Annotated in this window: 12 protein-coding genes; 7 read left to right on the top strand and 5 right to left on the bottom strand. The window is 34.9% G+C overall.

All coding sequences use genetic code 11. The annotated features are described in order from the left end of the window. Window positions 1-34: 34 nt before the first annotated feature. The 3 genes from CEF14_RS15595 (at window position 35) to CEF14_RS15585 (ending at window position 3859) form a co-directional block, all read left to right on the top strand. Window positions 35-766: a FadR/GntR family transcriptional regulator gene (locus tag CEF14_RS15595; protein ID WP_102693672.1), complete on the top strand. Its 732-nt coding sequence runs from the start codon at window positions 35-37 to the stop codon at window positions 764-766. 464 nt (window positions 767-1230) lie between these two features. Next, window positions 1231-2616 (top strand): Na+/H+ antiporter NhaC, encoded by a 1386-nt coding sequence (nhaC, locus tag CEF14_RS15590; RefSeq protein WP_102693671.1) that lies wholly within the window; start codon window positions 1231-1233, stop codon window positions 2614-2616. An 82-nt stretch (window positions 2617-2698) separates the two neighbouring features. Continuing rightward, window positions 2699-3859, top strand: a complete 1161-nt coding sequence (locus CEF14_RS15585; RefSeq protein ID WP_102693670.1) for a class I SAM-dependent methyltransferase — start codon at window positions 2699-2701, stop codon at window positions 3857-3859. A gap of 325 nt (window positions 3860-4184) precedes the next feature. On the opposite strand, the gene CEF14_RS15580 is transcribed toward CEF14_RS15585, so the two are convergent. Together CEF14_RS15580 and CEF14_RS15575 are read right to left on the bottom strand one after the other, a co-directional pair. Beyond that, entirely contained in the window at window positions 4185-5069 is an 885-nt protein-coding gene (locus tag CEF14_RS15580; RefSeq protein WP_102693669.1) for an anti-sigma-V factor RsiV, read from the bottom strand. A gap of 4 nt (window positions 5070-5073) precedes the next feature. Continuing rightward, a complete protein-coding gene (locus CEF14_RS15575; RefSeq protein ID WP_102693668.1) occupies window positions 5074-5580 on the bottom strand; it encodes an RNA polymerase sigma factor in 507 nt (168 codons plus the stop codon). A gap of 367 nt (window positions 5581-5947) precedes the next feature. Between CEF14_RS15575 and efeO the strand changes: the two genes are divergently transcribed. The 3 genes from efeO to CEF14_RS15560 are packed head-to-tail and all read left to right on the top strand — an operon-like array spanning window position 5948 to window position 9819. After that, window positions 5948-6820 (top strand): iron uptake system protein EfeO, encoded by an 873-nt coding sequence (gene efeO / locus CEF14_RS15570; protein ID WP_102693667.1) that lies wholly within the window; start codon window positions 5948-5950, stop codon window positions 6818-6820. A 7-nt stretch (window positions 6821-6827) separates the two neighbouring features. Further along, on the top strand, window positions 6828-8111 hold the full coding sequence (gene efeB, locus CEF14_RS15565; RefSeq protein ID WP_102693666.1) for an iron uptake transporter deferrochelatase/peroxidase subunit: 1284 nt from the start codon (window positions 6828-6830) through the stop codon (window positions 8109-8111). Further along, window positions 8086-9819, top strand: a complete 1734-nt coding sequence (locus CEF14_RS15560; RefSeq protein WP_102693665.1) for an FTR1 family iron permease — start codon at window positions 8086-8088, stop codon at window positions 9817-9819. Before efeB ends, CEF14_RS15560 begins: the two co-directional genes overlap by 26 nt. 133 nt (window positions 9820-9952) lie before the next feature. Here CEF14_RS15560 and CEF14_RS15555 read toward each other — a convergent pair whose 3' ends face one another. Then, complete coding sequence (locus tag CEF14_RS15555) at window positions 9953-10966, bottom strand: YeiH family protein (protein WP_245890189.1); 1014 nt, start codon at window positions 10964-10966, stop codon at window positions 9953-9955. A 75-nt stretch (window positions 10967-11041) separates the two neighbouring features. Between CEF14_RS15555 and CEF14_RS15550 the strand changes: the two genes are divergently transcribed. Next, window positions 11042-11893: a LysR family transcriptional regulator gene (locus CEF14_RS15550; protein WP_102693663.1), complete on the top strand. Its 852-nt coding sequence runs from the start codon at window positions 11042-11044 to the stop codon at window positions 11891-11893. Between the two features lie 104 nt (window positions 11894-11997). Here CEF14_RS15550 and fumC read toward each other — a convergent pair whose 3' ends face one another. Then, complete coding sequence (fumC, locus tag CEF14_RS15545; protein ID WP_102694438.1) at window positions 11998-13380, bottom strand: class II fumarate hydratase; 1383 nt, start codon at window positions 13378-13380, stop codon at window positions 11998-12000. A 161-nt stretch (window positions 13381-13541) separates the two neighbouring features. Further along, entirely contained in the window at window positions 13542-14069 is a 528-nt protein-coding gene (locus CEF14_RS15540; protein WP_407690458.1) for a PCYCGC motif-containing (lipo)protein, read from the bottom strand. Window positions 14070-14225 lie beyond the last annotated feature (156 nt).

Genomic DNA, 14225 nt, shown 5'->3' with positions numbered 1-14225 from the left:
CGGTGAATTTAAGTGTTCATGAGGTGAAGCTATTTTGAAATACAAGCAGATAAAAGCAAAAAAATTATACGAAGAAGTGGCAGAAGCTTTACATGAAATGATTCGAACTGGCTCACTAAAGCCAGGGGATCGCCTCGACTCTGTTCAACAACTTGCAGAAAATTTCCAAGTTAGCCGTTCTGCAATAAGAGAAGCATTATCCGCCCTGAAAGCAATGGGATTGGTTGATATAAAACAAGGGGAAGGAACTTTTGTTAAATCATTTGATGCAAATCATATGGTTTTTCCACTATCTACTGCGATTCTGATGAATAAAGATGATATATCCAATCTTTTAGAAGTACGAAAAATTATCGAGGTAGGTACAGTTAGTTCTGCTGCTCGTAATAGAACAGACGAGGATTTAGCAACATTACAAAACATTTTAAATGAAATGAGCCAATTACAAGATGATGGAGAGCTAGGGGAAAAAGTAGACTTTGAGTTCCATACTGCAATTTCTACAGCATCTCATAACCCTATTCTTTCAATTTTCTTAGATCAAGTATCTGGTTTGATGTTCGAAACCATGAAAGAAACTAGGAGAATTTGGTTATATTCTAAGCAAACCACCCGTGAAAACTTATTCAAAGAACATACACAGATTTACGATGCAATTGTAGAACAAGATGAAGAAAAGGCAAAACAAGCTATGTTTTCGCATCTTGAAAATGTTGAAAATATTCTAATGAAGTATTATAAAGAAACTCATCCTATTCAAAAATAGCTACCTGCAAAATACAAGGAGTTGTCCAAAGGTAATTTTGGGCAGCTCCTTGTATTTTAAAATTAATAGTCATGTGCACAGTAAAAATCCAAATTTATATGCATATGCTACCTAACATCTATTTTTTTATATAAATTTTCTATTTAAAATATATTAATTACGTCAAATGTATTGACTAGATATTAAAACATGTTAAAATACTTTATAGCTTCAACGCGTTGAAGCGAAAAAGTATATATCAAGTGATGGACCAACTGTAGTGTTATAAGTAACAGCAAATAGAGACTAGACGGTTGCTGAAAGTCTAGGTTATTACAACATTGAATTACACCATTAGTAAAACTTGAACCTTATGAAGTGGTCAAAGTAATTTTGACAATTAGGGTGGTACCGCGGAGTGATCCTTCGTCCCTTTTGATGGGATTGAAGGTTTTTTTACGTTTAATATTGGAGGAGGAAATATCATGTTTCATATTCAAGCCAAGATGACACCTTCCTTTTTTGAAGCACTCATCTTAATCATTTTAATTATTGCTACTATGACATTTTGTATTGCTGGCTTTAATTCTGTTCCACATATGCCTATCTTAATAGCTATTCTTATACTGATGGGATATGGTCTATATAAAAAGGTATCTTATAAAGATTTGGAAAATGGATTAGTAGAAGGTGCGTCAGCAGGACTTGGCGCAATTTTCATTTTCTTCTTTATTGGTACGTTAATCAGTAGTTGGATTATGAGCGGCACAATTCCTACACTTATTTATTTAGGGTTTGAATCGATTACTCCACATTTCTTCTATGCAGTTGTTTTTATCGTTACTTGTATAGTCGGTATTGCGATTGGTAGCTCCCTTACGACAACAGCAACTGTAGGTGTTGCTTTTATCGGTATGGCTAGTGCGATGGATATCTCACTTGCTATTACTGCTGGGGCAATTGTATCAGGAGCATTCTTTGGAGATAAAATGTCTCCTTTATCGGATACCTGTAATCTGTCGTCTACTATAATGGGCGTTGATTTATTTGAACATATTAAGAATATGTGTTGGACAACCATTCCTGCACTTATTCTTTCATTAATTGTATACGCTATTTTGTCACCAACCAAAGTATTACAAAATACACATAAAATCAAAACTTTCCAAGATGGTTTAATGTCAACTGGTATGATTCATTGGTACACATTACTTCCTCTTGTAGTACTTATTATAATGGCATTGAAAAAAGCACCTGCAATTTTAACATTAGCTGCAAGTACAGTTGTTGCTATATTGGTTTCTTATTTCCACCATCACTATGGATTTGGTGAAGTGTTGAACATTCTATTTAATGGATTTACATCTCAAACCGGTAACAAAGCGATCGATTCCCTTTTAACACGCGGGGGCATTAATAGCATGATGTTTACAGTAGGACTTGTTATTTTAGCTCTAAGTATGGGCGGCCTTTTGTTTACTTTAGGGATCATCCAAACACTACTATTACGTGTTGAGAAACTATTCAAAAGTGTCGGTTCTGTTATTACAGGTGCAGCATTAACCGCAATTGGTGTGAATACACTAATCGGAGAACAATACCTTTCTATCTTATTAACCGGACAAGCATTCCAATCACAATTTCAAAAACTAGGTTTAAAAAACAAAAACTTAGCACGAGTTGCAGAAGATGCAGGAACAGTTGTAAACCCACTTGTCCCATGGAGTGTATGCGGGATATTCATCACAAAGGTGTTATCTGTTTCTACTTGGGAGTACTTCCCTTTCGCACTATTCTGCCTGCTCTCTCCAATACTAACTGTCATTGCAGGTTGGACTGGTAAAACACTTTCGTATATCGATAAAAAGTAGCAAATCTTCCTTCTCAGTTTAGAAAATCCAAAATTATGATACACTTATGCCAATGATTAAATGATAAAGAAGGCGACAGATAATGGATTTTAGTGAAATGAAACAACTATTGCTGGAATACTTATTGAAAGAAGAACTTATATCAGCTACTATCAGCCAACCACGTACAAAATCTAGTGATTTAAAACGTGTTAAGCTGAAACCAATTAAACTAAAAGGAAGCTACCATGTTCAATTAGAATATCAATTTGAACGTGTTTTAAAACATGAAAATATCCCCCTATCTTTGATAGGAAATCATTTAAATAATTTATTTGAGCAATTTCGCCAATTCCAAGGAGAATTTATCTCTGAAAAAGTTCACGTTCAACTTTCTAAGAAAAATAAAGTACTATGGAAAGCTGAAAAAACGGAAAAGAAAACAGTGAATTTAGCACATAACCGTAAGAAAAATTATTTACTGGATCCTGAACAACCGTATCCATTCTTAATTCGCCTGGGTGTTCAATCTCCCGAAGGCAAAGTGAAAAAGCAGAAATATGATAAATTTAAGCAGATTAACCGCTTTATCGAATTTATCCACGATTCACTTGACTACTTACCAAAGAATCGTACAATACGTATTTTAGATTTTGGCTCTGGAAAATCATATTTAACATTTGCTCTCTATCATTACTTAAAAGTTGAACAAGGATTAGATATTCGTGTGACAGGTCTTGATTTGAAAAAAGAAGTTATTGAGGAATGTTCAAAAATTGCAAAAGACCTGCAGTACGGTCAACTTGAATTTTTAGTTGGAGATATTAATAATTATAATAATGAGACTTCTGTTGATATGGTCGTAACGCTTCATGCTTGTGATGTTGCAACGGATATGGCTTTAGCTCGTGCTGTAAAATGGGGGGCTCGTGTCATTTTAAGTGTCCCTTGCTGTCAACATGAACTAAATCGTCAACTGCAATCAACGCCACTCGATATTATGTTACAACACGGTATTATTAAAGAACGTTTTGCTGCGCTTGCAACAGATTCAATTCGTGCTGAAATTTTGAATCTTGTAGGCTATGATGCACAACTTCTAGAATTTATCGATATGGAGCACACACCTAAGAATATCTTAATTCGTGCTTACTATACTGGTAAAAAGCCAACTATTGTTCAAAAAGCACGTTATAATGCATTTACTGAATTTTTGTCAGCGAAACCATTTTTGGAAAATGAATTAAAAGAGTATCTAGATTAAAATTAACCTCTAACAAAAACACGGCGCTGTCTGATAAGTATAATTTTATAAAAGATCTAGTTGTTTGATTCGTAAAAAATTGCTCTTCCTCATTTTTGTGAAGAAGAGCAATTTTTCTTTGGAATTTTATAAAAGTTGATCTACGTTTCGGTTGATGACTCCTGTGGAATTGGCTTGAAGTTGAGGCCCAGAACGGAAATCAACGGATTAGAACCAGACAAAGGTACAATTTTCTCTAATGTTAAAGGGTTATGAAATAACTTTCTGAACAGCTCCATGTTTTTTATGATGATTCATTTCTACACATAGGTTGGTTTATCAATTACTATTTAATATACTGATTACTTACTAAGTCTTTTTGAATCAGTTTGGTCGGAATCTTAAACTCAACTAACCCCATATATCCTGGTGCTACTTCGTATTTATCAAAAGCAATAACCAACTGATGGTGTTTATTAATATAGAAATTTTGATTTGCTTTGATTTCTTTGAAATTATCAACTAAATCCTCATCAGGTACTCCTGCACCCTTTATCCAATACATCTTTTCCATCTTAGATTCTTTCATTTCTTTCTTCATCTGTTCTACGATATAGTTAGAAATGGTATGGATGTAGGAATCGTCTTTAAATAGCATTGGCAGACTTAGAACGACTTTATTTTCTTTATCAATGGTATCGTATTTCATCGTTGTAGAAGAAGAAGCTGCAGTGTTTACAACATATCTACCGATTGATACGAGCTGATCATCATTTAGCATTACAGAGTAACCGCTAGCTACACCATAATGTCCCCCACCATTTTTCTTTAAATCTGCAACGGTGTCTTTAAAATCACTATAAAGCTTTTTCCCATCTTCAATATATTTTTCGTTTAGCTTAGATTCTAACTTATTATCATTTAAACCCTTAATATGCGGTACTTTAATATCCGCATCATACGTTTTTTCTTTTACTTTATATTCACGGAAAGTAAGAATTTTTGCTACTTTATTAATGACCGGTATATCATCTAATGTTTTAGCCATTGCTGGACTAATGTTTACTCCAACAGTGAAAATTGCCACTGTTGCTACGGTACTAACTAGCCATCTTGGTACGGTTTTTTTCTTTCTTCCATTTTTAATAGCTGTTTCAACCACTTCATCCAAATTGTCTGGAATAGGGATACTTTCATATTGATTTTTTAATTCCTTTAGTTTTTTATCCATGGTATTACTCGCCTTCTTCCTCTTGAAGTTCAATTCGCAAAAGTTTCAATGCTTTGTACAATCTAGTTTTAATGGTGTTTGTGTTTTCATTGAGAACATAGCTTACTTCTTCTATTTTCATATCTTCAAAGAAACGTAATATGACAACTTCACGATATTTTGTCGGTAATGTCGATAAAGCTTGTTGAAGGTCAATATTTTCATAATGATCTTCTTGTGATGGTGTCAAAAATAGTAAGGTATCATCTTCAGTTGGCAAATTACGATTTTTCTTTAAGAAATCAAGCGATGTATTGACGACTATTTTATAAAACCAACTTTTTAACTTTTCCTTCTCCATTAGTTGATCATAATATCGCATAGACTTTTGAATACTTTCTTGAATAATATCTAACGCATCTTGTTCATTTTTCACATAACTATACGCTAGCCAATATAGTTGTTTTTTATTTGCTCGAATAAATGATAATAAATCATCATCATAATGTAGCTGCGCTTTTCTTTTTTTCATTCCTAGAGCTCCTTTTGGGAATTTTCCTGTATACATATAAAAGACGATTATACATAGACAAAAAGTTTTACTGCAATTGATTGCAACAAAATCTATCCAAATAATTTAGTAACATTCGTTGAAACAAGCCTGATCTAACTAATTACACTTTTTAGACTTGTGACATATTGTTTTCTTCCCCTCATATATATGAAAATATGATAAAAAGTCCGAATTTTAATATCTCAAATTTCGTTTTATAGGTTCTTGCATCAATCCACTCTTTTAACTTCTTTCAACAATTCTATTGATTTTATCATTGATAATGATTATCATTATTATTAATGAAACCGAACCGAGAAATAATTTAATAGAAAGAAGGATCAGAATGAAAGTTAAATCTTTAGCGGCCATTTTATTAGCAGGGAGCGTTGTTCTGACTGGCTGTAATAGTTCAGACACTGCTAAGAAGGATGCCTCCAAAACAAAAACAGAAGATACTACAGGTGCCAAATCATCTGCTGTTTTACAAAAAGAAGTGAATGCATATAAAGATTTTGCTCTTGAACAATTAGACAAATTCACAATTGAAACTGAAAAATTCGTGAAAGCTGTAAAATCTGGCGATGTTGCAAAAGCAAAAGAAATCTATCCAACCGCTCGTATGTACTATGAACGTTCTGAACCAATCGCAGAAAGATTTGGCGACCTTGACCCTCGTATTGATGCTCGTCTTGCAGATTTAAAAGCAGAAGGACAAGGGGAAGAAGATTGGACTGGTTACCACAAAATTGAATACGGTCTATGGAAAGAAAACACAACAAAAGGTTATGAGAAAGTAGCAGACAAACTTCTTGCTGACGCAAAAGAATTACGTGCACGGGTGGAGACTGTTGAGGTAACGCCCGACCTTATGATGACTGGTGCTGTTGACTTATTAAACGAAGTATCTACTTCTAAAATTACAGGGGAAGAAGAAATTTTCTCTCACACTGACCTTTATGACTTTAAAGCGAATGTGGAAGGTGCCGAAAAAATCTTCACTACTTTAGAACCTCAAATTAAAAATAAAGATCCAAAATTAGCAAATGATTTAACTGAAAAGTTCAAAGCAGTAAATGACTTGTTAGCAAAATATGAAACAAAAGACGGTGGCTATGTTTTATATACAAAACTAACGAAAGAAGATACAAAGGCTTTAGCTGAAGCTGTTAACCACTTAGGTGAACCATTAAGCCAAATGGGAATTATTATGGAGTGATTAAACAATGACTGAAACAAATAATGATGAAAAACTACTTGATAAAAAATTCACACGTAGACAAATGTTAAAAATGACAGGTGCTGGAGCTGCTGGAATTGCAATTGGTGCATCCGGCATGGGTGGCATTTTAAAAGCATTTGGTAAAGATGTTTTCTTAGATGATGATCATAGCGCAACCAATAAAGTAAACTTTTATGGTAAACATCAATCAGGAATTGCCACTGCTGTTCAAACGAATATCTATTTCGCTTCTTTAAATGTTTTGGTTAAGTCAAAAGCAGAATTGCAAGAGCTGTTCAAAATGTGGACACCTCTTGCTGTTCGTATGATGAATGGCGAAACAATTGGTGTTGAATATAAAAATGGAATCCTCCCACCAAAAGATACCGGTGAAGCAAAAGGATTAGATGCACGAAACTTATCCATTACATTTGGTGTTGGCCCTTCTTTATTTGAGATAAAGGAGCTTGGCCTTTCATCTCTTAAACCAGCAGAACTAAAAGACCTTCCACATTTTCCAAAAGACCAGCTAGAAGAGGCTTATACGGGAGGCGACATTTGCATTCAAGCTTGCGCTGACGATCCTCAAGTTGCATTTCATGCTGTACGTAATTTAATTCGTGCTGCATCAGGGAAAGTTTCTTTGAAATGGTCACAAGCCGGTTTTAATTCTTTCCCTATTGAAAACGGCAAAAAGCAAACACCTCGTAACTTATTTGCATTTAAGGATGGTACTGAAAATCCCAATTCCTCCAGTGAAAGCGATATGAATAAGGTTGTTTGGGTACAATCCGGTGATTCTAAACCATGGATGACAGGTGGTACTTATTTAGTTGTCCGTCGCATTCAATTACATTTAGAAACATGGGATCGTACAGCATTAAAAGAACAAGAAAATACATTTGGTCGCCATCGTGATAGTGGCGCTCCACTTGGTAAGAAAAAAGAATTTGATGCGATGGACATTGAACGTAAAGATGAGAATGGTAACTATATAGTTCCTGAAACCTCACATGTATTTCTTGCCAAAAAGGCAAAAGCAAGAATCATGCGCCGTTCTTACTCTTATTCTTCAGGTATTGTAGACGCAACTGGTGCATACGATGCTGGATTAGTGTTCATATCATTCCAAAAAAATCCTGAACAATTTATTAAAATCCAAAACCACCTTGGTCGTTTGGATAAATTAAATGAATATATTACCCATCGAGGCAGCGGCGTCTTCGCTTGCTTCCCTGGCATTAAAAAAGGGAGTTATATAGGTGAAGCATTATTTAATACGTTGTAGTCAATTTGCAATAATCCTTCTCCTTGTTACACTAACAACAATTCATCCAGTTGCTGCTGCGGCATCCTACAGTCATCTGTATATTTCTATCAGCGACGCCATTATGAATTCTAAACAAGGTGACGATGCAAAAGCAAAAGACGCAATCAAAACGTTTGAAAAAGATTGGAATCAAGCAAACATCAAAGATTCTAAAGAAGCAAATGCTGTAACTCAAGCATTAGATGACGCACAAAATGCTTCTTCAAAGGAAAATCGTTTAGCTGCTTTAACAGCACTTTCAAAAGCATTAACAGCTCTTGAAAAAGCCGAAAATCCAGTGGATGAAAAAGCCGAAAGAAAAGCTTTTGCAACAGCTATGACACCTGCACTTAATCAATTACAGGCCGCTATAAAAGAAGAAAATGCTGAAAAACTTACAACAGTTTATAATACCTTCAATTCTTTCTGGAAAAAGAAAGAGATTCCAGTTCGTGAGTATGACATCGCTGCATATGGTAAAATCGAAACGCAAATGTCTTTCATACGAATTACACTGGCTGATGAGCATCCAAACTTTAACGCCATTCAAGATCAATATAATGGTTTAAAAAAAGCAATCACAGATTTCGGTGAAGGAAAAAAAGTAACAGCATCTGCAAAAGGTACTTACTCTTTACAAACATTAATTGCCTTGATAGATCAGGCAAAATCTCAAATCAATACCAAAGATTATTCAAAAGCATCTGCGACCATCAAAAAATTTATTACAATCTGGCCAAATGTCGAGGGAGATATTCGAACAAAGAATGCTAGTCTTTATACAAACATCGAAAGTGATATGCCCATAATTGCTAGCGATTTGACGAAGGATGAAATTGATACAAAAGATATTAATTCTCAACTTGATCAATTTAAACAACAGATTCAACTCATCCAAGGCGATCAAAACTATAGCTTTTGGGATTCAGCATTAATCCTTCTACGTGAAGGCTTAGAAGCATTATTAATTATCATTGCTTTAATTGCTTTCCTAAAAAAATCCGATCAACGTCATATGGAAAAATGGATTTATATCGGAGCAGGCATTGGTATTGCATTAAGTGCTGTCTTAGCGATTTTAATGTCAACTGTTTTTAATTCAGGAACGATTGATACAAGTCGCGAAATGATTGAAGGTTATGTAGGCTTAATAGCTGCAGCTATGATGATTGGTATTGGTGTTTGGATGCATAGCAAATCTAATATTCAATCATGGAATGCTTACATTTCAAAACAAATGAACCATGCTATGTCAAAACAAAGTGTGTGGGCAATGGCTTTCATCAGTTTTCTTTCTGTCTTTAGGGAAGGCGCCGAAACATTAATCTTCTATATGGGAATTGCACCGAATATGTCAACAACTAGCTTTACTCTAGGAATAGGTGTTGCAACCGTCATTTTAGCTGTTGTAGCATTCTTCTTATTACGTGTTAGTGGCAAAATTCCCGTACATCGCTTCTTTGCAGTTGCGACGATATTCATTTACATGCTTGCATTCAAAATTATTGGTGTCAGCATTCACAAATTACAACTTTTAGATATTTTACCTACCGATATTCTTAAAGGATTACCTGTAGTGGCTTCAATTGGATTCTACCCAACCGTTGAAACCATGGTAGCTCAACTTATTTTACTTGTTTTAGTTGTACTAACAGTTATTTATAAGAAGCGTAATGATCAAAAATAAGTCCAGCATAGGAAAGAGCTAACGAAAAATCTTCGTTAGCTCTTCTTTTAATACTTATTTTGTAGGTTTATCCCCAGTGTTTATTAATTCATCGTTTTCAGACTGAACTTAATGGCCATATAGGAGACATCTATTAAAGAATGGTCAACACAAGTGAACTTAGGATTACTGACACAATTGTTAACATGATTACTGGTTTCAAAGCTCTTGCTTTTAATTCTTTTAAGTCAACGGACATTCCTAATGCAGCCATCGCAACAGCTAAAAAGAAAGTACCTGTTTGAGCAATATTATTTTGCATTGTTTCACTAAGCCACCCTTGTTGTGTCCCCCACGTACCCAACGCAGAAACGATTAAGAATCCTAATAAGAAATATGGAAAAGATGCTTTTTGTCCTTTTCCTCCATTTTTAAACTTCATAAACCCAACTAGCAATAATGTTACAGGGAATAATAATAATACACGACTTAGTTTTGCCAATAGAGCTGGCGTTAGTGAAGCATCACCAAATGCAGCTCCTGCTAATGCAGCATGTGCAATTTCATGCAAACTAAATCCAGACCAGTAGCCATAAGCTGCTGGCGTTAAGTTCAATAAATGACCAACAGTTGGATAGATTAATGAGAAAATGGTCCCCATTAAAGCAATCATACCAACTGACATAGCTGTATCTTCTTCTTTAGCTTTTACAATTGGCGAAACTGCAGCAATAGCTGCTGCTCCACAGATTGCTGTGCCAAAAGCCAAGAGCATCATTAGTTTTTCTTCTACGCCTAATAATTTCCCAACCAAAATTGTTAATAAAATTGTACCTACAATAACCCCTGCAGATCGAACAATCAACGGAAGCCCTTCGTTTGCTACAACAGCAATGTTTAATCGAATTCCATATAAGATTATGGCAAATCGTAAAATTTTCTTAGATGAAAAATCGATTCCACTTTTCCACTGCTGTGGATAAGGTCGTGTATTTCTAATAATAACTGTAATGATTATGGCGATTGCCAATGGCCCCAAATAATTCAAGAATGGAAGTTTACCTAGGAAAAACGCTACAATCGCTACAACAACGGTAAATAGTATTCCTTTAATAAATCCTCCAGATTGTTGCATAATTTCATCTCCTACTTTGTCTTCTATACTCATGATAGAATGTAGCTAATGAAAAAGATAATTAATCATTATTATTAAAACCATAAGTAATTACTTATAGGAGGTTCTATGGCTGATAAACTTCAGATATTCTTAACAGTTGCTAAGCATATGAATTTTTCACGTGCTGCAGAGGAGTTGTATATGACACAACCTGCTGTCAGCCAATATATAAAAAGTTTAGAAGTAGAATTAAACGTACAGCTTTTTGATCGGACACAAAAAAAGATACAACTTACGAAAGCTGGAGAGATCGTTGTCTACTATGGAAAAGAAATAAACATGTTATCCACAAAAATGAATCGAGCATTGGACGATCTAACCAATCATGTTGCTGGTGAATTACTACTTGGGGCAAGTTATTCATATGGTGAATATCTACTCCCTAAACGTTTAGCATCATTCTTAACAGATTATCCACAAGTCATACCACGTATTTATATTGATAATACTTCTGAAATTGCTGATAAAATCATTAACCAAACTTTAGACTTGGGGATAATTGAAGGATCTATTCACAATAAACGACTTGTTATGCACAAAATTGCTATAGATCATATGGTGATTGTTGCAAAGTCTGGACAAACTGTGCATAACTTAAACGAGCAGACATGGATTATTAGAGAAGATGGATCAGGTACCCGCGAAGCATTCGAGCACTTTATCGAGGAGCATCATATCGAACCACAACGTATATTAGAATTCGGTAGCACGCAACTTATAAAGGAAGCTGTCGCAAATGGTTTAGGAGTTGCCCTTTTATCTGAATGGACGATTAAAAACGAATTGCGATTAAATACCTTGCAAATCGTATCAAGGAATACCTACAATTATCATCGAGAATTTCATGCCATTCATCTTAATACGCCATTTCTTTCAAAAACAACAGAGACATTCCTTGAGTTTTTAAAACAGCCCTAATTTCTGTTTAAAAATAAAAAGACTGTGGACAATTCCCGAGAAATTGTCTACAGTCTGAAAGCCTGTGTTTTTGTACCCAGGCTTTTTTATGTGAATAACTGATTTTAGAATTTAATCATTTTACTTGGTACAACCCATTCGTTGAATTGTTCTTCTGTTAGAAGACCTGTTTCAAGAGCTGCTTCTTTTAATGTTAGACCATTTTTATGTGCATGTTTTGCAATTTTAGCTGCATTTTCATAACCGATATATGGGTTAAGTGCAGTTACTAACATTAATGAGTTGTTTAAGAAGTGTTCAAGTTTATCTTCGTTAGCAGTAATACCTTGTAAACAGTGTTCATCGAAGCTGCGGATTACGTCAGATAGTAATTCAACAGATTGCATGAAGTTATAAAGAATTACTGGTTTGAATACGTTCAATTCAAAGTTACCTTGAGAGGCAGCAAAGCCAAGAGTAACATCATTACCCATAACTTGTACAGCTACCATTGTGACAGCTTCACATTGAGTTGGGTTTACTTTACCTGGCATAATTGATGAACCTGGTTCGTTTTCTGGGATTGAGATTTCGCCAAAGCCAGAACGAGGGCCTGAAGCTAACCAGCGAACATCGTTGGCAATTTTCATCAAGTCTGCAGCTAGGGCTTTCATAGCACCGTGAGCTGTTACCATTTGATCGTGAGAAGTTAAGGCATGGAATTTGTTTGTTGATGGAACAAATTTAAGGCCTGTTTCTTTAGATAATACATCCACTACTTTTTCATCGAAGCCATCAGGAGTATTTAGACCAGTACCTACTGCAGTACCACCGATTGCAAGTTCTAACATATGTTTAGAACTTTCTTTAATCATTTCTTCTGATTTTTCAATCATGTGTAACCAACCACTGATTTCTTGGCCTAATGTTAGTGGAGTCGCATCTTGTAAATGTGTACGACCAATTTTAATGAGTTGCATAAATTCTTCTGATTTTGCTTTTAATGTTGCTTTAATTTGACGTAAAGCTGGAAGTAAGTTCTTTTCTACTGCAATTGAAGTTGCAATATGAATTGCAGTTGGGAACGAGTCGTTTGAGCTTTGAGATTTATTCACATCATCATTTGGGTGTAGGCGTTCTTCACTACCTTGTGCTTCAAGGTATTCGTTACCTAGGTGAGCGATTACTTCGTTAACGTTCATATTTGTTTGAGTACCACTACCTGTTTGCCAAATAACTAGAGGGAATTCGCTATCCCATTTACCAGCCATGATTTCATCAGCTGCATGAGCAATTGCATCTGCTTTTACTTGAGATAATGTGCCAAGTTCAACACATACTTTTGCTACTGATTTTTTAAGTAATGCATAGCCATGTATAAAGTCGATTGGCATATGTTCAGCACCAATTTTAAAGTTTTGTTTACTACGCTCCGTTTGTGCACCCCATTTATGTTCTGCGGGTACTTTTACTTCTCCCATGGAATCATGTTCAATACGATATTCCAAGATATTCATCTCCATTTCTTTTGCTACGAGTTTTGTTCCCACTCATTCATATGATAGCGTTTTCTCCTTCGATTGTCTTGTATTCTGTTTAAAACATAGTAAAAACCATGTAAAAAAGTGAAATTTCTAACTTCTATCTGAATACTAAAACCGTACAACTACTATGATGGCATTGGTGTTGGTGTAGGTTTTGCGTAACCTTCTTTATAATCATCATCAATTTGCTGACGAATTTCTTTTAAAGAAGCTCCTTCTTGGGCTTGTTTGATGGATTTGATGGCAATTTCAACACAGACAATACAACGTGTGCCATGATCATCCCAGACAACTGAACCATTGTCTTTTACTTCTTTAATAAAGCAATTCAAATTACTTTTATGATCTGCACTTTCAGCACATCCACAATAGCAAGGCATCCATTTCAACACATCAGTGGCTTTACCTGCAGCTTGATAAACCAATTTTAAATCATCTGATTTATCGTCTAAAAAACTAGGTAACTGATCCCGTGATGTTGTTTGTTCTTGTATATCTCCATTAGCTAAAGTATGTTGATTTTGTGATGTTTCTGTTGTATTGGTCTTTTTTTGATTTGTATGATTTTCTTTTGATGACTCATCTGTATTGTTGCCACAGGCTGCTAATAACAATATGCTTGCTAATAATACGGATAACCATTGTTTCTTCACATTCATACTCCTTTAGGCTTTTTCTTTATTATACCTTAGTAGAAGATTACAATATCATGACAAAAAAGAGAATTATTGAGTGTACATAATTGCAATGTAACTCTTTTCATTTTTAACAAAAAAGATCACTCTTCAACCAGATATTTTTGGTTAAAA

This window comes from Rummeliibacillus pycnus (assembly GCF_002884495.1).
Taxonomy (GTDB): domain Bacteria; phylum Bacillota; class Bacilli; order Bacillales_A; family Planococcaceae; genus Rummeliibacillus; species Rummeliibacillus pycnus.
The sequence above is the reverse complement of the archived record's forward strand: the minus strand, read 5'-3'. Positions and strand labels throughout refer to the sequence as shown.

Excerpts from the sequence above, each read along its gene's own strand:
- nhaC (WP_102693671.1), top strand. The coding sequence starts at position 1,231 with ATGTTTCATATTCAAGCCAAGATGACACCTTCCTTTTTTGAAGCACTC.
- CEF14_RS15585 (WP_102693670.1), top strand. The coding sequence starts at position 2,699 with ATGGATTTTAGTGAAATGAAACAACTATTGCTGGAATACTTATTGAAA.
- CEF14_RS15580 (WP_102693669.1), bottom strand. The coding sequence starts at position 5,069 with ATGGATAAAAAACTAAAGGAATTAAAAAATCAATATGAAAGTATCCCT.
- CEF14_RS15575 (WP_102693668.1), bottom strand. The coding sequence starts at position 5,580 with ATGAAAAAAAGAAAAGCGCAGCTACATTATGATGATGATTTATTATCA.
- efeO (WP_102693667.1), top strand. The coding sequence starts at position 5,948 with ATGAAAGTTAAATCTTTAGCGGCCATTTTATTAGCAGGGAGCGTTGTT.
- efeB (WP_102693666.1), top strand. The coding sequence starts at position 6,828 with ATGACTGAAACAAATAATGATGAAAAACTACTTGATAAAAAATTCACA.
- CEF14_RS15555 (WP_245890189.1), bottom strand. The coding sequence starts at position 10,966 with ATGAGTATAGAAGACAAAGTAGGAGATGAAATTATGCAACAATCTGGA.
- CEF14_RS15550 (WP_102693663.1), top strand. The coding sequence starts at position 11,042 with ATGGCTGATAAACTTCAGATATTCTTAACAGTTGCTAAGCATATGAAT.